This window comes from Mycolicibacterium sp. MU0053 (genome assembly GCF_963378095.1).
Taxonomy (GTDB): domain Bacteria; phylum Actinomycetota; class Actinomycetes; order Mycobacteriales; family Mycobacteriaceae; genus Mycobacterium; species Mycobacterium burgundiense.
This window is the reverse complement of the sequence record NZ_OY726397.1, coordinates 5,349,595-5,369,726: the sequence shown is the minus strand read 5'-3', so window position 1 is coordinate 5,369,726 and position 20,132 is coordinate 5,349,595. Positions and strand designations below refer to the sequence as shown.

General features: G+C 62.0%; 15 protein-coding genes and 5 pseudogenes. 14 read left to right on the top strand and 6 right to left on the bottom strand.

Features of this window, described 5'->3' with window-relative positions; genetic code table 11:
- Nucleotides 1-17 precede the first annotated feature (17 nt).
- Nucleotides 18-227, top strand: a complete 210-nt coding sequence (locus RCP80_RS25520) for a ferredoxin (protein ID WP_308480337.1) — start codon at nt 18-20, stop codon at nt 225-227.
- Complete coding sequence (locus RCP80_RS25515; protein ID WP_308480336.1) at nt 224-1,465, top strand: NAD(P)/FAD-dependent oxidoreductase; 1,242 nt, start codon at nt 224-226, stop codon at nt 1,463-1,465. Before RCP80_RS25520 ends, RCP80_RS25515 begins: the two co-directional genes overlap by 4 nt.
- Before the next feature lie 839 nt (nt 1,466-2,304).
- On the opposite strand, the pseudogene RCP80_RS25510 reads toward RCP80_RS25515, so the two are convergent.
- Together RCP80_RS25510 and RCP80_RS26030 are read right to left on the bottom strand one after the other, a co-directional pair.
- A pseudogene (locus RCP80_RS25510) lies at nt 2,305-3,023 on the bottom strand (integrase core domain-containing protein); the annotation flags it as partial.
- A 686-nt stretch (nt 3,024-3,709) separates the two neighbouring features.
- On the bottom strand, nt 3,710-3,973 hold the full coding sequence (locus RCP80_RS26030) for a tyrosine-type recombinase/integrase (protein WP_373693561.1): 264 nt from the start codon (nt 3,971-3,973) through the stop codon (nt 3,710-3,712).
- A 362-nt stretch (nt 3,974-4,335) separates the two neighbouring features.
- Between RCP80_RS26030 and RCP80_RS25500 the strand changes: the two are divergent.
- The 5 genes and pseudogenes from RCP80_RS25500 to RCP80_RS25480 form a co-directional block, all read left to right on the top strand.
- Nucleotides 4,336-4,632, top strand: a pseudogene (locus RCP80_RS25500) (ATP-binding protein); the annotation flags it as partial.
- Between the two features lie 89 nt (nt 4,633-4,721).
- On the top strand, nt 4,722-6,041 hold the full coding sequence (locus RCP80_RS25495) for an IS256 family transposase (RefSeq protein WP_064961518.1): 1,320 nt from the start codon (nt 4,722-4,724) through the stop codon (nt 6,039-6,041).
- Between the two features lie 415 nt (nt 6,042-6,456).
- On the top strand, nt 6,457-7,452 hold the full coding sequence (locus RCP80_RS25490) for an AraC family transcriptional regulator (protein ID WP_308480334.1): 996 nt from the start codon (nt 6,457-6,459) through the stop codon (nt 7,450-7,452).
- A 350-nt stretch (nt 7,453-7,802) separates the two neighbouring features.
- Nucleotides 7,803-8,704: pseudogene (locus tag RCP80_RS25485) on the top strand (IS256 family transposase); the annotation flags it as partial.
- Nucleotides 8,677-8,799: pseudogene (locus RCP80_RS25480) on the top strand (IS3-like element ISMyma8 family transposase); the annotation flags it as partial. The pseudogenes RCP80_RS25485 and RCP80_RS25480, both read left to right, overlap by 28 nt.
- A 432-nt stretch (nt 8,800-9,231) precedes the next feature.
- Here the strand turns inward: RCP80_RS25480 and RCP80_RS25475 are convergent.
- The 3 genes from RCP80_RS25475 to pcaH form a co-directional block, all read right to left on the bottom strand.
- Complete coding sequence (locus tag RCP80_RS25475; protein ID WP_308480333.1) at nt 9,232-9,735, bottom strand: cupin domain-containing protein; 504 nt, start codon at nt 9,733-9,735, stop codon at nt 9,232-9,234.
- A gap of 196 nt (nt 9,736-9,931) precedes the next feature.
- On the bottom strand, nt 9,932-10,501 hold the full coding sequence (gene pcaG, locus RCP80_RS25470; protein WP_308480332.1) for a protocatechuate 3,4-dioxygenase subunit alpha: 570 nt from the start codon (nt 10,499-10,501) through the stop codon (nt 9,932-9,934).
- Nucleotides 10,501-11,295: a protocatechuate 3,4-dioxygenase subunit beta gene (pcaH, locus tag RCP80_RS25465; RefSeq protein ID WP_308480331.1), complete on the bottom strand. Its 795-nt coding sequence runs from the start codon at nt 11,293-11,295 to the stop codon at nt 10,501-10,503. Before pcaH ends, pcaG begins: the two co-directional genes overlap by 1 nt.
- 73 nt (nt 11,296-11,368) lie before the next feature.
- On the opposite strand from pcaH, the gene RCP80_RS25460 reads away from it, so the two are divergent.
- From RCP80_RS25460 to RCP80_RS25450, 3 genes are all read left to right on the top strand, one after another.
- A complete protein-coding gene (locus tag RCP80_RS25460; RefSeq protein WP_308480330.1) occupies nt 11,369-12,118 on the top strand; it encodes an IclR family transcriptional regulator in 750 nt (249 codons plus the stop codon).
- 675 nt (nt 12,119-12,793) lie between these two features.
- Complete coding sequence (locus RCP80_RS25455; RefSeq protein WP_308480329.1) at nt 12,794-13,771, top strand: dihydrodipicolinate synthase family protein; 978 nt, start codon at nt 12,794-12,796, stop codon at nt 13,769-13,771.
- The gene (locus RCP80_RS25450) at nt 13,771-14,775 is read left to right on the top strand and encodes a ketopantoate reductase family protein (protein ID WP_308480328.1); all 1,005 of its coding nucleotides are present in this window, start codon (nt 13,771-13,773) and stop codon (nt 14,773-14,775) included. The genes RCP80_RS25455 and RCP80_RS25450 overlap by 1 nt, the downstream gene beginning before the upstream one ends.
- A 1,038-nt stretch (nt 14,776-15,813) precedes the next feature.
- On the opposite strand, the gene RCP80_RS26025 is transcribed toward RCP80_RS25450, so the two are convergent.
- The gene (locus tag RCP80_RS26025) at nt 15,814-16,104 is read right to left on the bottom strand and encodes a helix-turn-helix domain-containing protein (protein ID WP_373693560.1); all 291 of its coding nucleotides are present in this window, start codon (nt 16,102-16,104) and stop codon (nt 15,814-15,816) included.
- Nucleotides 16,105-16,450: 346 nt separating this feature from the next.
- Between RCP80_RS26025 and RCP80_RS25445 the strand changes: the two are divergent.
- From RCP80_RS25445 to RCP80_RS25430, 4 genes and pseudogenes are all read left to right on the top strand, one after another.
- Nucleotides 16,451-16,644 (top strand): annotated as a pseudogene (locus RCP80_RS25445) (IS3 family transposase); the annotation flags it as partial.
- Between the two features lie 461 nt (nt 16,645-17,105).
- A complete protein-coding gene (locus RCP80_RS25440; protein ID WP_308483019.1) occupies nt 17,106-17,819 on the top strand; it encodes an MlaE family ABC transporter permease in 714 nt (237 codons plus the stop codon).
- Nucleotides 17,820-17,826: 7 nt separating this feature from the next.
- A complete protein-coding gene (locus RCP80_RS25435; RefSeq protein WP_373693412.1) occupies nt 17,827-18,699 on the top strand; it encodes an ABC transporter permease in 873 nt (290 codons plus the stop codon).
- A 4-nt stretch (nt 18,700-18,703) separates the two neighbouring features.
- Complete coding sequence (locus RCP80_RS25430; RefSeq protein WP_308480326.1) at nt 18,704-20,101, top strand: MCE family protein; 1,398 nt, start codon at nt 18,704-18,706, stop codon at nt 20,099-20,101.
- The last annotated feature ends 31 nt before the right edge of the window (nt 20,102-20,132 follow it).

The following is a 20,132-nucleotide window of genomic DNA, read 5'->3' as shown; positions in this document are numbered from 1 at the left end:
AAGTGAGGAACGGACTAATGATCCATGCTGAAATCGATCCACGCCGGTGTTGTGGTTATCGCTTGTGCGCGGACGCCGCGCCAGAGATCTTTGTCATCAACTCAGCCGGGAAGGCTGAATCACTGGTAGGTGACATTCCCCTCGCTCTAGAAGGGGTCGCCCGCGCGGCTGCGCAGGAATGCCCGTCCGGAGCTATCAGCATCCGAGCTGCCGAACCCCCGAAATGACACGCGACACAATTGTGCTGATCGGAGCGGGACTGGCTTCGATTCACGCCGCCGAGACACTACGCGCGGAGGGCTTTGACGGGAAGGTACTTCTCTTCTCGGAAGAAGATCATCCCCCCTACGATCGGCCCCCGCTGTCGAAGGGCATCATAACTGGAGCGGTCAGCGTCAGTGACTGCTCACTAAGGTTGCCGTCCTGGTATAGCGACAACCGTGTCGATCTAGTACTCGGCGCCCGGGTCGACGCCCTTGACGCCGCAAACCGCACTATTCGGTTGGCTTCCGGAGAGGTTATTCATTTTGATCTCGCCCTCCTGGCTACCGGTGCACGGATCCGCTGGCCCGGTCGGCTGTGCGTGAGATCGGAGCGGGTGTGCGCGCTGCGCACGCTCGACGACGCTCTTGCTATTAGGTCGCAACTAGTCCCGGGCGCTACGGTCGCCGTCGTCGGTGGCGGATTTATTGGCGCTGAACTCGCCTCGAGCGCCCGCGCACTGGGTTGCGAAGTTATCATGTTCGAAGCTGCACCTGCGCCGTTTCAGCGCACACTTGGTCACACGGTGGGCGCGATGTTTGCCGAGTTTTACGCCACATGTGGAGTGGCGGTGATGACAGACGTGCCAATCGCAGAGCTGTGCACGGCGGCCGGCGGGGTTCGGATCACTGCCACCGATGGCCGCGCATGGGACGTCGACGTGGCTGTGATCGGAGTGGGCGTCGATCCGAACGTCGAACTGGCTGCGGCCGCCGGACTGCGGGTCGCAGACGGTGTGGAGGTCGATGAGCGCTGTACGACCTCCGCACCGCACGTATATGCGGCAGGGGATGTCGCAAGGCGCCCGGATCCCATCTTTGGGGGTCGAACCCGAGTCGAGCACTGGCAGAATGCGCAGCACCAGGGTATCGCGGCTGCGCGTGCCATGATGGGATCCGGCGATGTCATGGTGGAGGTGCCGTGGTTCTGGTCCGACCAATTCGGCTCGAACGTTCAGGTCGCCGGATCTCCCCAACGTGCAGACCGGGTTCTCACACGGGGCAGCCTCTCCTCGGATGCGTTCACCGCCTACTACTTACACGGCACCGCGCTGGTGGCTACTCTCGGAGTGAATGCGGTAAAAGAGGTGCATCTGGGTCGTCGCCTGATTGGCGAACGCGCGACTCTGGATATTGGCGTCCTCTCCGATGGAGCCGCGCAACTTGGCGATGCCGTGACGGCCCCGCGAGTGCCGATGAAATGACTTCGACGTAGAGCAGGTGCTGCGGATTCCGAACACCTCGGTCCTAGACGAGCCGATTTTCGCCTCGATGTCGATCACTGCATTCCCTCGAAGACATGGGTTTTCGCGTGTGTGAGTCGCACTGTTAATCGCGAAGGACCTGGCTTCTAGACGACACGTCGCTATGTCGAACCAGTCCGCTAAGGGCCTATAGAGTTGTCGACCAAAGAGTCGGAGAGGGTCGGGTGAGGGAGACTTGAGCAAGAGATTCGCGGAGATCGGCTCCAAGCATTAGCTTCAGGAGGCCTGGAGGATTCGGTAAGCGATCGTCTGCTTTCCCACGCGCGAGTATTTCGGTTCGCCTTGAAAATCTGCGGCGTTGCCGCAACGGCGATCAAAAGTCAGGTGGACCCCGAGATTCGGTGGCGTGGCCATGCTTGGTTCTGGTCCACGGGTTGGGCACCAGCCAAACACCCGCCGGGAGAACGTTTGCAGCACGATTCGCGTGCGATACACCTTGCCCTCGCAGTATGTGCGACGACGCCGATAACTGTGACCCGCAGCCGATTTGAAGCCGGGTGAATAAGCGCCCGCGCGACAAGATCAGTAGGCGTGGGAGGCTTGTCGACTGCGTGGACGACGGGTGCCCCGGCAGACTCTTGATGGGCGCACGGGTTACCGGCATCTCGATCTGGCTGGGGCGGACTTCCGCTCCAATCCGAGCGTGAGTTCGGAATAAACCTTGTAAGCGCCGTAGGTGTTCCCCGGGAAGAGGTGTGCACGGCCCGGATCGCTCGGTGAGCTCCGCTTGGCGGACCGCCCCGCGCCACGTGAGGGGGACCCGTTTGGTGGTCCAGTCGCTATGCGGCTTGGGCTTGATGGGTCGTGGTCCACTGTAGGGGGAACTCTGCTGGGGCGAGTTCGCTGTGGGCGGAGTGGGGTCGGTTGGCGTTGTAGTCGCAGCGCCAGTCTTCGATGATCACGTGGGCTTCCCTTAGAGAGTCGAAACGCCACACGTTGAGCAGTTCGTCACGGAGCCTGCCGTTGAACGACTCGATCCAGGCGTTCTGCCACGGCGAGCCAGGATCGGTGAAAAGAGAACTGGTGCTGTGGAATCGGCACCAATCAATGACTGCGTGCGCCACGAGCTCAGCGCCGTTGTCGAACCGCGCATAGTTCGGCGCCCTGTGTTGGGGGGCCAGGTGATTCACGACATCGACAACGCCGTCGACGTCGACGTCGGTAGCACGATCGGCGTCGATCGCGAGGGGCTCGCGGGTGAACTCGTCGATCACGTGCAGTATCTTCAGGGTGCGGCCATCGGCGGTCGTGTCGAACCGGAAGTCCATCTCCTGACATGCGGCCGGATCAGTGACATCGCACCAACGGCGACACCAATACGGGTTAACCGCTTCTTCCTCCGGCGCTGCAGGACCCGCAGGCCCTCCTCACACCAAAGCCCGCGGATCCGCCTGTTGTCTACCTGCCAGCCAGCGACCGCGCAGGCACGGCGCTGCGAAACCCCGAACCGCTCACGCAGCACCGCAACGGCACTGCGCTTACGGTACGGGGTCAGAAGTCAGGGTGTAATCACGCTGGCCGGTCCAGGTGCGATCTGGGGCTGCCAACAGTGCGGTTGCCTCGGTCTGATCGAGGCGGCGTGCCCGGGGTGGCGCAGCGAGGCGTAGACGAACAGCGATCTTATCGCGGTGAGGCGGCGTTGCGGGTGCGTGGGCAGTTGTGGCGGTGGGCTTCGAGGTGATCGAGGAACGCCGGCACCACGTCGGCATCGAGGCCGCTCTCCACTGCAACCGCGATGGCAACGTGCCCGTTCGCCGTTGCATGAACTCCAGTAGCAGACGACAGCTATCGCGGCAGGAGGCAATGGTGTGTTCGCTGGCTTGGCGTTGTGTGGTCAACCGTTCGGTGAAGAAGGATTGCAGCGTGGCAGCGATGTCGGTCGTGACGGCACCGTCCCGCGGAGCCGTTCGAGGCGATCGGCGGCCTAGGCCGACAACTCGGGTGCAACCGAGAGGTACCAGTAGGTCGAGCGTGGATCGCGATGGCCCAAATACGTTGACAGCCAGGGAAGGCGAGCAGCGACATTCCCATCGTCGCGCGCACCACCCCAACAACACGGCGACCGCGAACGTGTGGCGTAGATCGTGGATGCTGGTGTGGTCGTCGAGGTGATGCCCAGTCCAGTGCTCTGGCGCAGGTTACGAAATACCTCGAAGACCGAGACGTAGATCAGCCTTCGGCCGGTCAGCGAAACGAAGAAGCTGTCGTTTCCTTTGACCGGTCGGAACTATTGCGCAGTAGTGCGTATCGGCGCAAGGCGTCGAAGTGCTGTTCGTGACGGGGACATTTGTGTGACTTGCCGAACTTCGATTGCCGGATCAGCAGAACCTCCTGATTCCAGTCGATGTCGGTTTGGTCGAGTGTCAACGCTTCACCGACACGTATCCCGGTGGCGGCCAACAGCCCGAACAACGTCGAATACGTCGCGCTGCGCAATAGTGACGGCATCGCCGCTGCTGTCGCGAGCAAGCATCGCGATGGCGGCGGCTGTGTAGATGAACGGCGGGCGCCACCGCTGGCGGCTGGTCACCAAGCCCTGCGGCGGCACTTCGGTGGACGGGTCGATGCCGCTGAGGCAACGGGCGAATCCACGGACTGCGGTCATCCGCTTGGATCGCACCGAACTTCCCGGTCGTGCTTGGGTTTTTTGCGACCACGTCAGCGCATTGGTCACCGTGATCGTGGACTGCCCGGACTGCCCGGACTGCTCCAAACGGTCCACGAAGCGCCTCAGCCGGTCATCACGCCGTCGTCGGCATAGTTGAGGGGTCGGCATAAATCGACCTATGTCGAAGGCGGCATAGATCATCGAACTGAGCTTCGCCCCGCTCGATGACACCGCACCAAACTGATGTTCCGGCTCGTCGCCGGCGCCTACGAACGCCGATCCCCGCATCAGCTCATATTGGCCCTTCGAACAATGGGGCCGGTTCCTGCTCGAGCACACCACCGCCGCCAGCATCCTCGACCGCCTCCTGCACCACGCCACCGTCGTCATCACCGACGGCGACTCCTACCGCATGAAAGACGCTCAACACCGAAGGGGTCGGCCCCTGGGGAGGAGCAATGATCAGAACCTGTGGATGAGCCTCGGTGAGGGGGCGTGAAAGTGGGCGCACCTTCCCGAGGATGATCTGAATATCCGAAGGTCCGATCATGAGCCGGCGTTGGCGCGCTGGTTCGGGAAGGTACGCCCATGCTCACCGTAGTTCACGATGCCATCGAGGCCAACGAAAGCACTGGCGGTGCTGGTCGGTCGTTGTTGGACGAGATCGTCCGCGACGGCGCCCGTCAGATGCTGGCCGCCGCGTTGAAGGCTGAGGTCGCCGCCTACGTGGCCCAGTTCGCCGATCAGCTCGATGAGAAGGGGCATCGGCTGGTGGTCCGCAACGGCTATCACCAGGCCCGCGAGGTGCTGACGGCAGCCGGGGCAGTTGAGGTGAAAGCACCGCGAGTCAACGACAAACGCGTCGACCCCGACACCGGTGAACGGAAACGGTTCTCCTCGGCGATCCTGCCGGCCTGGGCACGCAAGTCACCGCAGATGAGCGAAGTGCTGCCGCTGCTGTACCTGCACGGGCTGTCCACCAGCGACTTCACCCCCGCTCTGGAGCAGTTCCTGGGCTCGGGTGCCGGGCTCTCGGCCACCACGATCACCCGGCTGACCAGCCAGTGGCAGGACGAGGCCCGCGCGTTTGCCGCCCGGGACCTGTCGGGCACCGATTACGTCTACCTGTGGGTCGACGGCATCCACCTCAAGGTCCGCCTGGACCAGGAAAAGCTGTGTCTGCTGGTGATGCTCGGCGTGCGCGCGGACGGCCGCAAAGAGCTCGTGGCGATCACCGACGGCTACCGGGAATCGACCGAGTCGTGGGCTGATCTGCTGCGCGACTGTAAACGACGCGGCATGACCGCACCCGTGCTCGCCGTCGGCGATGGCGCACTCGGCTTCTGGAAAGCGGTACGCGAGGTGTTCCCGGCCACCAAAGAACAGCGGTGCTGGTTTCATAAGCAAGCCAATGTGCTTGCCGCCCTGCCGAAATCAGCGCACGCGTCGGCGTTGTCGGCGCTCAAGGAGATCTACAACGCCGAGGATATCGACAAGGCCCAGGTCGCGGTCAAGGCCTTCACGGTCGACTTCGGGGCCAAGTACCCCAAGGCGGTCGCCAAGATCACCGACGATCTGGACACCCTACTGGAGTTCTACCACTATCCCGCCGAGCACTGGATCCACCTACGCACGACAAATCCGATCGAAAGCACCTTTGCCACAGTACGTTTGAGAACCAAGGTCACCAAGGGGCCGGGATCACGTGCGGCTGGTCTGGCCATGGCCTACAAGCTCATCGACGCCGCCGCGGCCCGCTGGCGTGCCGTCAACGCACCACACCTGGTCGCCCTGGTCCGCGCCGGCGCGGTCTTCCACAAGGGCAAACTGCTCGAACGCCCCACCGAAATCACCCCACCGACACCGCCCTCAGACGGCGATCAGCAAGCCGGAACGGAGGTCGCCTGAAACACGCCGATCCACAGGTATTGACAATTCCTCCCGAAGGGGGAACCCCCAAAACAACCTAAGAACTACTGCAAGGGTTGGATACCTTTTAACTGCCCACCAGCGGATCCTTCAACTTGGCCATCGACAGGCAGGCCGCCACGCTTCACATGAACGTTGATCCATTTTGGGGTGCCTCAACGTCAGCGTCCCTACCTGGGGTCTTGACGTCGAACAGCGTGACTCTGACGATGGGACCCCGACATGGTCGGAGGACCCCTCTGCTGGACAGAGAACCCCCTAGGCGCTATGGTCGTCGATGCAGCCCGCTAGTGTGACGCAGCACACCGTATTCTCCCCACCTCCTCCCTCGACAGTGGTCGAGGGAGGAGGTGGGTCCGCACAGTTCGCGGGAAGAGGAAGGAATGTTCGGCCAATGAAGAGTGTGGCGAGAATTGCCGAGCCGTACTTCGGTAGGCAAGAGAGCGTTCACACGCAACAGCTAGACGCGGCAGAACGCCTCGCGTCGCAGGTCTTCACCCCGCACCGGCTCCGGTTCTCTGGGACGGATCGGTTATTGGACGCTCGGCTCAGTGCCGCCCGAATCGGTGCCGTAACGGTCGGATACCTCCGGTACGGAGCAGATGTCGAGCTCGATAATTCGACTGAATTGGATGCTTACCACATCAACGTCCCACTTTCCGGCCACGCCGAGTCCTGGTGCGGCTCGCAGAAGGGCCTAGCAACACCCAGGCAAGCGTGGGTATTCCTGCCAAGCCGCCCGGCGGGCATCCTATGGCCCGCCGATTGCGCCCAGCTATGCGTGAAGTTCAGCCGAGCGGATCTTGAGTTGGAGCTGGAGGGGCTGCTAGGACGTCCCATAGCACGGCCGCTGAACCTTTCGCACAACATAGACCTTACTTCGGAAAGCAGCCGAACCTGGTTAGCGCTGCTTGCGTTTTTGTATAAAGAGTGCTCTCTCTCCGAGAGCATCGTTCACCACCCGATGACGGGGCGACATTTCGAACATTTGATCATGCATGGGTTCTTACTCGCCCAACCTCAGTACCATGCAATGGTTCTCGAAGCCGAGCGTGCGGCGCCGCCGTCGAAGGCGGTAAAGGCGGCAGTCGACCTTATCGAGGAGCATCCCGAACAGAGTTGGACCACCACCGATCTTGCTCGCGAGGTGAGTATAGGAGTTCGCGCTCTCCAGGAAGGCTTCAGGCGGCAAATCGGACTTCCGCCGCTGACGTATCTGCGCGAAGTTCGTCTGAATCGTGCACACGCAGAACTGGCGGCGTCGTCGCCGTATGATGTGACCGTGGCCCACATTGCGATGAAGTGGGGCTTTGGTCATCTTGGCCGATTCGCTTCGACCTATCGGCGCAAGTTCGGCGTTAGTCCGCACCATACCTTGCGTGGGACGTGAGGAGGCTGGACTTCACGCACGTGGTGCGCCGTCAACGTCGACGAGGATCTGCGGCGCAAGCGCCAGTTCTTCAGCTGACCTGGTGGATCGCCAAGACGGTGGGTTCGGCTTGCATCAGAGCCTTGACGACTGGACCCTCGTTGCCGCGTTCGATCGAGTGACTGCGCCATAAAGGACACCGTGTTTCGCGTTCTGCTCGACAACGTCCAACTCAGCACCCCACCCTCGACGACCCGGCTGCGAGACCCCCGACTCAGGGCATACCCACGACGTCACGGCTCCTGATTATCGCGAAATCGAAAATCAGGCCGCGAGCCTTGAGCGAGGCCAGGAGCTCGCGCCACAACTCGTCGGCCACGATGATCACCCGGCTGACCAGCAGTGGCAGGACGAGGCCAAGGACTTCGGGCAACGCGGCAGCGACTACGTGTACCTGCGGGTCGACGGCATCCACCTCAAAGTCGGTCTCGAGCAGGAAATGCTGTGTTTCCTGGTTATGCTCGGGGTGCGTGCCGATGGCCACGAGGAACTTGTCGCATTCACCGACGGGTACCGGGAATCCACCGAGTCATGTGCTGATCTGCTGCGGGATTGCCGTCGCCGTGGAATGGCCGCCCCGGTGCTGGCCGTCGGCGACGGCGCACTCAAGTTCTGGAAGGCGGTGCGGGAGGTGCTCCCGCGACGCGTGGGCAGCGGTGCTGGTTTCATAAGAAGGCGAATGGCGTTGTCGCGCTATCGAAGTCAGCACATCCGGCTGAGTTGGCGGCGATGAAGGACATCTACAACGCCGAGGGCATCGACAAGGCCCAGGGTGCAATCAAGGTCTTTGACATCGACCACGGCGCCAAGTATCCCAAGGCAGTCGCTAAGATCGTCGATAATACCGATGTGCTGCTGGAATTCTACAAGTACCCGGCCGAACACTGGATACATCTGCGCACCACGAAGCCGATTGAGTGGACATTTGCCACGGTGCGGCGGCGCACCAACGTCCTCAAGGGTCCCGGCTCTCGTGCAGCGGGGATTGCGATGGCCTACAAGCTGATCGACGCCGCACAAGCCCGATGGCGTGCCGTCAACGCACCCCATCTGGTTGCCCTTGTCCGAGCAGGAGCGATCTTCCACCAAGGCAAACCCGCTCAAACGCTCCACCGACATCGCCCCGACGACGGACCGACACGAACCGATCGAATCAACCGGGTCCCGCCGCGCCGGAGGAAGAACCCGCCGCGCCGGAGGAAGAAGAGGTTAACCGGTGTTGGTGTCACCGTTGGTGCGCTGTCACTGATCCGGCCGGATGTCATCTGGGAGATGGACTTCCAGTTCGACACGACCGCCGATGGCCAGCCTCCACGCCACCGGCGCTGAACGTATACCGCACCCGATACCGTCCGGTCCCCGAAACACCCCGTTACGATCGATCTCGCGCATCACTGTTGAAGGGACCCGGCCCAGCCGGCGTGCGATCGAGCGGATCGAGTCACCCCGGGCACACCATCTTGGATCCCGTTACGTTCCTCGAGGGTCAGCCGAGGCCGACGATGAACAGCGCTTTGGTCTGCAATTGTGCTTTTACCCCGCCAGCATCAGCAACCACCGATAACCCGTATGCCCCGACACACCGAGGACCACACCAGCTTCCCGAGGCGACAGCCCATCTCGAATCAGTTCCCAAAACCGGCGCTCCACACGCGCGAACTCCGACAGCCCCATCTCAACCCTCAGCCAGAGGTTGTTGCATCCACCACGTGAACGGAAGTTGATCAAAATGATTAACCACTAGCGCCCGGTGGTGCCATCGCCAGCGACGCCAAAGGCCTCAGCGAAGCTTACGTTGCCCTTGCTCTCCCTTTGGTTCGCGTCTACTGCAGCCATTAGCCGGGAGTTCTCGATGACGATCATCTCCACGTCGAGGCCGTCGTCGGCATAGTGGCGATGCCAAATCCACGGCGGTGTGTAAATGAAGCTGCCAGCGCTCCAACGTACACGTTGATCGCCAATCTCCGACCAGCCCGAGCCATGTTGCACGAAGTGGACCGACTCATGTACGTGTCGATGAAGGTCACTGCTCTCGCCCGCGGGGATCTTCTGCAGGAAGAACTCAATGGAGCGGGCGGGTATACGCAGGAGCATCCCAATTTGAGAGGGGCTTCCGGTCTGGATCCAGTGCGCGTCGGCGGAGCTAACGACGAGGTTCTCTTCCGCGACGTGCTGGCTCTCGCGGCCTTCTGCTCGCGCCAGGGTCTTGGCGAATTCGTCTAACTCGTTACGGTATAAGGTCATCGATCCGGCTCCTTTCGGTATGGGTTCAAAAATTCAGCAAGACTCTGGGTGTCTGACCAGTGACCCCTGGTCAAGCTCAACTTGCCCTTTATGGGCCCAGTTCTGGCGATCGTTGATATTTCGCCGCGCCGATGGGACTCGCTGCGGTGACCGCAGAGGCGGCGCAATTGCACTTGAGGTTTGCACCTGCTGTCGGTCATCGCTGATGCCCCGGGTAGCGCAGGAAGACCGTCTCCGGTTTGCCGGGGGTGTCCTGCAGTTGGATGTCGAAGCGCAGCCCGGTGTCGTCATGAACGGCGATGAGAGTGTCGCTCCGCTCGGGTGCCAGGGAGGTCACCAGCGGATCCTGCGAGAGGAGCTCGTCGGGAATGTAGGCACGGGTGAACAGCCGGTTGAGGAGACCACGGGCGAAGACAGTGATCAGGATGAACGGCGCCGCACCGGGATCGACAGCGCCGGGGATGATGGTGGAGAAGCTGTACCTTCCGGCATCATCGGTGCCGGCACGGCCCCACCCGGTGAAGGTCCAGCCGTCCCGGTGCAGTGAGCCTGCCGCATCCGGGACCGTGCCGTCGGCGTCGGCCTGCCAGATCTCCAGCAGCGCATCGGGAACTCCGCTGCCGTCACCGTCGGCGACGATGCCATGCAGCTGGATGGCTCCCGGGGAACCGAGCGGAACCAGTTCGTTGCACCGGTCGAACGGCAGGGCGTAACCGAAGAACGGGCCGATGGTCTGTGCAGGGGTGGCGGTCAGCGGCGTGCTCATCAGTGTTCGGTTCCGTGGTCGGGGTTCTCGATCGGGGTGCGTGCCGCGCCGCTGAGCACGATGTCCCACCGGTATCCGGTGGCCCACTCGTGGGTAGTCAAGTTGTGGTCGTAGCTGGCCACCAACCGATCTCGCGCCTTCTGATCCGTGATCGCCTGGTAGATCGGGTCGAGACTGAGCAGCGGATCACCGGGAAAGTACATCTGAGTGATCGTTCGCTGCGTGAATTCCGTTCCAAACAGCGAAAAGTGGATGTGCGCGGGCCGCCACGCGTTGCGGTGGTTCTTCCACGGGTAGGGGCCCGGCTTGATGGTGGTGAAGCGGTAGTTGCCGTCGTCGTCGGTCAGGCACCGGCCGACGCCGGTAAAATTCGGGTCGATCGCGGACGGATGCTGGTCGCGCTTGTGTATGTAACGTCCGCCGGCGTTGGCCTGCCAGATCTCGACGAGCTGACGGCGCACCGGCCGTCCGTCCCCGTCGACGATCCGCCCGGTCACCACCATCCGTTCCCCGATGGGCTCGCCCGAGTGCTGGATGGTGAGGTCGGCCTCGAACGGATGCACGTCGCGTTCGGAGAAGCTGGGTGTCCACAGCTCGACCCCCTCCGGGTCGGCGTGGTGGAGTTCCTGCGTCGGATGACGGAGCAGGCTACTCCGGTACGGCGGGTAGCTCAGCCGCGGCTGCGTCTCCTCGGCACCCGCGCGTTCATACTCCGACTCGATCGCACCGATCTCCGCGCTGATCGCCTGCTGACTCGCAGCCGCACTGTCGGGATTGTTGTCGATTGCTGCCATGGTCTTCACACGGTAGGGACTCCTTGCAGGCAAAGTGAACGCTATGGTTCCACTGAGTGGAAAGGACTCGGCCTTGGCAGGTAACACTTCGTCGCCGGGCGCTAGCGTCGCATCGCGTCTGCTGGCCGTGGTCGGGGCCTTCGACGAGCGGCACCGCAGCCTGACCCTCTCCGAGCTCGCGGACCGGTCCGGACTGCCGGTCGCCACCGCACACCGACTGGCCGCCGAACTGGTGGCCGGGTCGGCGTTGCACCGGCGCGGCGACGGGCGCTACGAGGTGGGCCGGTTGCTCTGGAAGGCTGGTCTGCTGGCACCTGTGGAAGGCAGGCTGCGCCAGGTCGCCGAGCCGTTTTTGCACGACGTGTACGCGGCCACCCTCGCCACCGTGCACCTCGCGATTCGGGACGGGGAGGAGGTGCTGTATCTGGTACGGACGATGGGCCGCGCGTCGGTTCCGATCGTGAGTACGGTCGGTAGCAGGCTGCCGATGCACTGCACCGGAGTCGGCAAGGTGCTGCTGGCCCACGCGCCCGCCGACGTCCAGGAGGCAGTATTTGCCAGTATGACTCGGGTCACGCCGTACACAGTTATCCAACCGTCGGTGCTGACCGCGCAGCTGGAGCGTGTCCGCAGGGAGGCGGTAGCCACCACCGTGGAAGAGATGTCCCTCGGCGCGTGTTCGCTGGCAGTGCCGGTGGTCCGGCATTCCGACGACACCGTGGTCGCCGCCATCGCCGTGGTGGTGGCTACCCTGAAGCGCGACCGTCGTCGACTGCACGGTGCCTTGCAGGTCGCCGCGCGCGGCATCGGTCGGTCACTTTGATAACAGCACATCATGGTCAGCCATCGTTCTGATCGGGGCAGCTTTGGCGCGAAACCCATCGAAGGCGCGTCGCCGTTTCATTGGACGAGTGCGCGAAGTCCACGGTGCGGGATTGCATCGATGCTGTCCGTGACAGATGCCAAGTGCGGATGACCGCCCAGGACTCATCGCGAGTCCGGCGGTCCGTTGCCAAGTGAATGGGACGGCATGGGCGCTAGTTTCGCCCTGAGGCTGTGACCGGTTGCCAGCGAGTTTTTAGGGCGCCGGCGCCCCAGCTTCAGTTGATCGCTGCCAATTGCGCACACGTCACCAGGCTGTCAACAAGGACAGAGTCGTCGCGATGTGAACTGTCGGTTTCCGGAAGAAACTGCTCAACATCCGACCGGAACCGACAGAAGGTCCCATACGTTGGGCGCGATGTCGGCATCTTCTCAAACTGACCCCGTCTCGCCCATCGAATCACGGTTGTCGTTGACGCGCAAGTCATTACGGCCATCGACGCGCGAATCGGAGTCCCTCCAGCGCTAAAAGGATAGACACGATGGTTGGCCACGGCTTCGATTGACGAAGCGGCGCCCACGCACAGCGTTTTAAACATTCAGCGGAGGAGAGCAATTCCGTCCCACCTTGAGTTCTCCAAAAGGTCCAGCGATCATTTAAGGAGTTGCCAACAAGATGACCCGTACAACACCGTTAGGGTCCGACGCCAGAGCATGGGCCACCGAGAAACTCAATGGCTTCTACATGTGTCCCGTTTCGCCCCTCACCGACGAGTTCGAGCTGGACGAAGAAGGGCTGCGACAGAACATCGACGCATTTGTGGAGATGGGCTGCACCGGCCTCGTCGTCGGCGGGTTCTTCGCCGAGGGATGGAACATGACTCTGGCCGAATGGCGGCGCTACCACGAGGTCGTCGCCAGTGCCGCCGCCGGCCGCCTTCCCCTATTTACGATCATTTTGGAGTCGTCGGCCTATCAGGCGATCGAGAAAATGCGCCTCGTGGAGGCGCTCGGCTTCACCGGAGCCGAGATCATGAACCCGTCGATGCAGCTCAAGACCGACGACGACGTCGTCGCGTACTTCGATTTTGTAGCGCCCGCCACTGGATTGGCACTCGTGCTCTATCGCACGCCGGTATCCAGTTTCGTGTACAGCCATGACGCCGTCGCTCGGATCGCCGAGCACTCCAACGTCGTCGGGGTCAAGAATGGGACCTTGAGCTGGACCGACAGCATCGCCCTACGCCGCCGCTTCGGGGACCGTCTTGTGATTAGCGAGCCGAATGAGCGTTATTGGGCTCATGACGCTGCACTCTTCGAGGGGCGGGTCCTTTTTGGTGAGCTCTCCCTGATCCTCTATGGAAAGTTGCGGCCGGACCTGCACCACTACACTGACCTTGCGTTTGCTCATGACCTGGCGGGGGCACAGCCTGTGTCGGCAAAGCTGGACTCGATCCGGCAGGTGTACGACGAGGTGCTCATCGGTCGCATCGCGGCCACCGGTTCCTACGTCGCGGCCATGCCCTACTTGAAGGCGTGGTTCGAGCTGTTGGGGCTGCGTGCAGGACCGGTGCGGCCGCCCGTCAAAGCACGGCTGTCCGATCTCGAGCGAGATGTTCTGCAGGCGCAACTAGTGGCCGCTGGGGCCATTTGATGCGCGTCGTGATCTTGGGTGCCGGCGGGCTCGGTTCGCTCCTGGGTGGCTATCTGGCAAACACTGGTGTGGATGTCACCCTGGTCGGGAGACCAGCACACACCGACGCCGTCACACGCGACGGCCTGCGGATCACGGGCCGTCGGGGCGACCTAGTCGTAAAGGATAACTTGAAGGCGGTCGACCAGGCGGCCAAGGCCTCTGGACACTTCGATTACCTAGTATTGGCGGTGAAGGGCAAAGATACTGCGCAGGCCTTAGCGGACGCAGCCGCCTTGCGCGATGTCGTAAGCAGCGCGTTGTCAGTGCAGAACACCGTCGAGAAGGACGCGGCGCTCGCCGGGTGGATTGGGCCCGACCGAGTGATCGGAGCCTCCACCATCGAGGGCGGCACCTTGCTCGAACCAGGTTTCGTGCGAAACCACCTTACAGCCAAGGTGACCGCGTACTTCGGCGAACTCGACGGATCATCCAGTGCTCGCGTTGATGCGATAACGGCTGCCTTCACCGATGCGGGCCTTCCTGCAGTGGCTGTGACCAACATCGAACAGGTCGAGTGGGAAAAATTGGCCCAGATCGCACTGGCGGCAGCGTGGTCGGTCACGGCGCTGGGCGCAGTCCGAGGCGCCTCGGTCTTCGAGGGGATGGAGGTGCGCGAGGGAGCGATGTACTTCGTCGGGCTGGCGAAAGACCTCCTCGCGGTCTACCGGGCAAAAGGGTACGAGCCGATGAACTTCTTTGCACCTCTATCGCGCCTTAAGGAACTCGACACCCTCCCGACTGCTGAGGCGATCGAATTCGTCATCGGGCAGGGCAAAGTGATGCGCGAACAGGGAAGCACCGGCTATCCCTCGATGTACGAGGATGTATTGCGACGACGTAAGACTGAGGTCGACTTCATGTTGGGGCCGTACCTCGCCGCCGCTGAAGAACTGTCCATTGATGTGCCGACACTGCGAGTCGCCTACCAGATCATCAAGACAATCGACCGGTTCTTAGCCTAGCTAGCGGAGGACTTCCTGAGGTTGTCGTCAGCCCGGGAGTCTGTTGGGAAGTGGTGCAAGCGGCCGTGATCAGGTTCAAACAGGTCGAAACCTCGATCCATGGACTGACTCGCTCTTCTGTGGGCTGGTTTCTTCTGATCGGGATCTTGTACCGGTGGTTGCCCCATCGAAAGCACGTCCATCGTTGAGGCGTTGCGTCCACCGGTTAAACCTGGTCAATCTCGGTCACAGATGTTTATCCATGCGCTGTTGCACAACGGTTTACGCAGATCTGTCGCTCCGGTCGAAAAGTGAGCAGGTCTGTTCCAGGAATGTTTACAGCGGTCATTACAACACGGATACCGTTTTCGGGGTTAGCAACCGTGTGAAAATATCGGTGGGGGTGCGATCGTCGAGGATAGCTCATGGTCCGTGGTCGAGTTGGAGTTCGACCCGTAGAAGATCAACACGCGTGTACCGCGACAAATCAATGCTTTTCGGGAAATATTGCGGCAGAGTCTTATTGGTGCTCTCATCGGAGTCCCGCCGCCACGGGACTACCGGCGTCGCAGAAGTACACCTTCGCCCCGATAGCAGCAGTGATGTCGAGATGGCGGCCATCCCGCTGCCCTGATCCCAGATGATTGACTGCAATAGTTTGGCGGGCCGGCCGGCCAACTCGCGCAATAGTCCGTCGCGCAGCTGAAACGAATCGGGGCGGTAGATGTACGAGTCACGAAGCGGGTGTGCCGCTCGACGAGCGCTGCCAATCGCCGTGCGTTGCTGGGGCCGACGACGACGTCCCCTTCCCATTGCGCGGCCTCTGAACGGTCCTCTCGAGCGAACGGACGCTGGCGCACGCTGAGGATGGGTTCGCGAAACGTCGCCGACGCCAGGTGATCGCATGTGAGCGCGGCGGTGATCGCGGCCAGTGCTCAGCGGGGGGCGGGGCAGGGCAGCGCAGTAGCAGGCCCTTGGGCCGGTAGAGCTCTTGGCAGATGGGTCTCTGCAGCAAGGTGCCAGTCGGTCAGGTCGACGAACTTGCGGCGCAGTGCTCGACTAGTCTTGGATGGGCCATCGTTGCGCCAGAAGCTCTTTGACTCCTGCGAGTAGTTCCGGATGTGCCACGAGTTTAGTGACCCCGTCGTCGGAGGCGTACTGTGGCGGCACGATGGGCTTCGAAAGGTGGCGCCGCCCTGCCCGGTGACGTTGCGGCGTAGTTCGTAGTTCGTGGTTCGCCGTCGACGGTGAGCGTCCGATCGCGGTGGCGATGGCTTGGATCGTCTCTCCGGTATGGCGTCGATCGGCGATCTCGGTCCGTTCGTCCCCGGAGAGAAACCGCGACGCGATTCACCCGGGTAGTCAAGGGCTCCAGGGGGCACGAACCGCATTGCCGTCCTTGAGGCGCACCGCATGGCGTTGCGCGAGCTGTGGGCCAGTCGAACGACTGACACCAACTTCCCGGCGTGTCGCCGCGAGCGTCGAACCTTGCGCCAAGAGCTTCATGAACTGCTGGCGTTTGGCCGACTGCGCCGTCGACCGGGACGTTTGCGAACACGACGAGACGACGTCACACCAACCTCCACAGACTTCGCTTGTGTTGCATCGACTCATGGAACCACCCCGGAGCAGGCTGCTCAGAATTCAACCGAGCCGACCAGATCGATGGGCCGCGCTGGAGTGTCGTCAACTCGGCATGGAAGCGTTCTTCGCGCTCCGGCAACGCAACGTCCTTGGCTGACAACGGGGTCTACCCCGGCCCATCTTCGCCTCGCGCATGGTGACCCGGATTGAGCGCACCTACCAACGACGGCGCCGACAGCGTGCTCTGGGCAAGCTCATCCCGATAGAGTCCGATCTGCTCCACACCCGGTCGCGACCGCGGCCTGATATTCATACCCGCGGTCAACTGAAGTTCGGGGGCAGTCCCTCCCGGGGATCGGGCCATCCGCCCGCGCCGGCCAGCGCACGTCTACTCGGAACTTGGCGCACGACAACGCATCCAGGCGGTCGTGCAGTTGCACGGTGACAGATGGATCCCTTGGCTCACTTCAGTCGCGCATATAGGACGACAACACGCGGTTTCTGGATAGACCGAAGCCCCACGGTCAGACACGATCGATCTGGCCAGAGGTGTTTCAGCAAACGCTGTATGCACGCCCGATAGTGATTGAGGACTGGATGAAATCACCGATGATCAGAAGGGCCCACCCCTGTGACATTGGTCGCCGCCTGAGACGAGTCATCGATGCGGTCATGCTTGGCAGCCACGACCGCGGGTGGACAAAGCTTTGCTGACTACGACGCACCCAGCCACTAAGCCGATCCGCGCGCTGGGCGGTTTCTTCGCAATGTCGCTGGACACCTTGCTGGCGGTGCTACAGCCGCCGTTCGCCTGGCGCGAATACGTTGTGCAGACGTGGTTCATAGCGCGAGTATCGACTCTCGCTGCGTTGGTGCTGACGATTCCCTACGCGGTTCTCCTGACGTTCACCATTAATTCGTTGTTGACAGAAATTGGTGCTGCAGATTTCTCCGGCACTGGCGCCTCGATAGCTGTTGTCAGCCAAATCGGCCCTGTCGGCACAGTATTGGTAATCTCTGGCGCCGCCGCCACCGCAATCTGCGCAGATCTGGGCGCGCGGAATATCCGAGAAGAACTCGACGCGCTGCGGGTTATGGGCATCGATCCCATTCGGACGCTAGTCCTTCCCCGGGTGGCCGCGGCAACGACAGTGGCATTGGCGCTGGGCTCCTCGGTGATCATCTTCGGTCTGATCGTCACCTTCGCTTTCTCTGTGTTCGTCCAGAACGTGTCGGCGGGAGCCTTCGTTGACCACCTGACGTTGCTGACCGGCACGGGTGACGTCGTCGTCTCGATGGTCAAATCAATGTTTTTCGGGCTCACGGCTGGCTTGATCGGCTGCTACAAGGGTGTCACCGCTGGCGGCGGTCCAGCTGGCGTCGGCACCGCCGTCAACGAGACCGTGGTGTTCTCGTTCGTGGCCTTGTTCGCGATCAATACGATCGTGACCGCGGTCGGTATCCAGATAACCGTGTCGTGACCGCCTCATGACAGCGCTGAAGCCTGCAACCATCCATCCGAGCGCATACTTCCTGCGGTCTCGGCGAATGACCGAAAACGTTGTCGGCGAGTGGAATCGGCTCGGCGAGCAGATGCGCTTCTACTTGACGGCAATTCGACTTGTTCCAGTCGCTGCCCGGCAGTACCCGACCGAGACAATGCGAGTGATCGCACAGATGGGAATGGGCTCCGGGGCGCTGGCTGTCATCGGAGGAGCTGTCGGGGTCTTCGTTCTCCTCCTGGGCGCGACGGGATCCCTCGTGGGCGTGCAGGGATATAACCAATTTGCGTCGATCGGTGTTGAGGCGTTGACCGGGCTCGCGGGGGGGATTGTCAACATCCGCTTCATCGTGCCGGGAACCGCCGCGGTCGCGTTGTCGGCGACCATCGGTGCTGGCGCCACTGCTCAGTTGGGGGCGATGCGAATCAACGAGGAAATCGACGCACTCGAGGCGATGGGCATACGCAGCATTGCGTATTTGGCGTCCACCCGGGTCATCGCCGGGACGGTCGTGGTGATTCCGCTGTTTTGCGTGGCGGCAATAATGGGGTTCTTCGCCGCCCGCGTCACGACCACGGTGATCTATGGCCAGGCCGCCGGTGTATATGACCACTACTTCCACACGTTTCTCAATCCCACCGACGTGATCTGGTCCTTTATTGAGTCGGTCGCGCTCACGGTTATCGTCATGCTGTTGCACACTTTCTACGGGTTCAACGCTGCCGGTGGGCCCTCCGGAGTTGGTGAGGCCGTGGGCCGGTCCGTCCGTAGCTCGTTGGTGGTTTCGGGCACCGTGCTTGTGTTGCTTACGCTTGCAATCTACGGGCAGTCCGGCAATATTCACTTGGCCGGCGGCTGAAGAGATGAACCGCGAAAGAGAACGCCGCATCCATTCCGCGTGGTTGACGCTGGTCCTCCTAGTGGTAATCGGCGCGTTTGTGTTTACGACAGGAGTGTTCTTCGTCGGCGCGTACAAGTCTTCCGTACCGGTGACATTGACATCAGATCGAGCGGGGCTGGTGCTGGAGCCCGGCGCCAAGGTCCAGTTACGCGACGTCCAAGTAGGACGGGTCAGTCAGATCAACGGAAGCCAGAACGGTGCCAGTTTGAGGCTTGAGATCGATCCTGATCAGATTCGACACATCCCGGCAAACGTGCAGGCAGAGATCAAGGCCACCACGGTATTCGGTAAGAAGTTCGTTGAATTGGTGTACCCGCAGGATCCGATTGCGGAACGGCTGAAGTCCGGTGCGGTGCTGCACTCGAAGAATGTCAGCACGGAGGTCAACACCGTTTTTCAGAACGTGGTCGACCTGCTGAATATGGTGGACCCCGTCAAGCTCAACGGCGTGTTGACCGCGGTGGCCGATGCCGTGCGCGGACAAGGCGCGCGGATCGGCGAGGCAGCTACTGACCTCAATCAGGTGCTGTTAGCACTCAACGAGCGCAGCGACACCATCCATCAGAACTTGCGCTCACTGAAAGACTTCGGCAACACCTATGATTCGGCCGCGCAAGACATTCTCACCGTCCTCGATACTGCCAGCACGACTAGCGAAACCATCGTTAATCATTCGACCGAGCTGGACACCTTACTGCTCAACGCCATCGGCTTCTCTGAAGCTGGTGCGAATCTTCTAGCCACGAGCAAGGACAGTCTCATCACAGCAGTCAACACTCTCGAGCCGACGACCAACCTGCTCCTCAAGTACAACCCGGTGTACACGTGCTTCATGCAGGGCGCTCAGTGGTATCTGGACCATGGAGGTCGTGACGCTTGGGGGGGAGCCGACGGCAGCACCATCCAGCTCGACTTCGGACTGTCGCTGGGTAACGACCCTTACATCTACCCCGACAACCTTCCCGTTGTCGCTGCCAAGGGAGGACCCGGAGGAAAACCGGGATGCGGATCACTGCCGGACGTCACCAAGAACTTCCCGGTGCGCCAACTGGTCACCGACACCGGTTGGGGAACCGGCCTGGACATCCGGCCCAATCCTGGGATCGGGCACCCGTGCTATGCGGACTACTTGCCGGTGACCCGCGCCGTACCGAAGCCGCCCAGCATCCGACAGTGCCTTCCCGGTCCGGCGCCAGGACCGATCCCCTATCCCGGGGCACCCCCTTATGGCGCTCCACTGTACGGGCCCGACGGGGTGCCGTTGTGGCCCGGCATACCGCCCGCCCAGCCCGCCCCGTCATCGACTATCTCTGATCAGCTGGCAGCCGAGCCCAGTCCGGGTCCGCAACCTCCACCATGACCCTTGACGATCGACAGATCTGGGGAGACAA

Bases quoted from the DNA above. Each gene is read 5' to 3' on its own strand.
- RCP80_RS25520 (WP_308480337.1), top strand. From the start codon at position 18: ATGATCCATGCTGAAATCGATCCACGCCGGTGTTGTGGTTATCGCTTG.
- RCP80_RS26030 (WP_373693561.1), bottom strand. From the start codon at position 3,973: ATGCCGTCACTATTGCGCAGCGCGACGTATTCGACGTTGTTCGGGCTG.
- pcaH (WP_308480331.1), bottom strand. From the start codon at position 11,295: ATGGCAGCAATCGACAACAATCCCGACAGTGCGGCTGCGAGTCAGCAG.
- RCP80_RS25440 (WP_308483019.1), top strand. From the start codon at position 17,106: ATGTCGCTGGACACCTTGCTGGCGGTGCTACAGCCGCCGTTCGCCTGG.
- RCP80_RS25435 (WP_373693412.1), top strand. From the start codon at position 17,827: ATGACAGCGCTGAAGCCTGCAACCATCCATCCGAGCGCATACTTCCTG.
- RCP80_RS25450 (WP_308480328.1), top strand. From the start codon at position 13,771: ATGCGCGTCGTGATCTTGGGTGCCGGCGGGCTCGGTTCGCTCCTGGGT.
- pcaG (WP_308480332.1), bottom strand. From the start codon at position 10,501: ATGAGCACGCCGCTGACCGCCACCCCTGCACAGACCATCGGCCCGTTC.
- RCP80_RS25490 (WP_308480334.1), top strand. From the start codon at position 6,457: ATGAAGAGTGTGGCGAGAATTGCCGAGCCGTACTTCGGTAGGCAAGAG.
- RCP80_RS25455 (WP_308480329.1), top strand. From the start codon at position 12,794: ATGACCCGTACAACACCGTTAGGGTCCGACGCCAGAGCATGGGCCACC.
- RCP80_RS25515 (WP_308480336.1), top strand. From the start codon at position 224: ATGACACGCGACACAATTGTGCTGATCGGAGCGGGACTGGCTTCGATT.
- RCP80_RS25495 (WP_064961518.1), top strand. From the start codon at position 4,722: ATGCTCACCGTAGTTCACGATGCCATCGAGGCCAACGAAAGCACTGGC.
- RCP80_RS25475 (WP_308480333.1), bottom strand. From the start codon at position 9,735: ATGACCTTATACCGTAACGAGTTAGACGAATTCGCCAAGACCCTGGCG.
- RCP80_RS25430 (WP_308480326.1), top strand. From the start codon at position 18,704: ATGAACCGCGAAAGAGAACGCCGCATCCATTCCGCGTGGTTGACGCTG.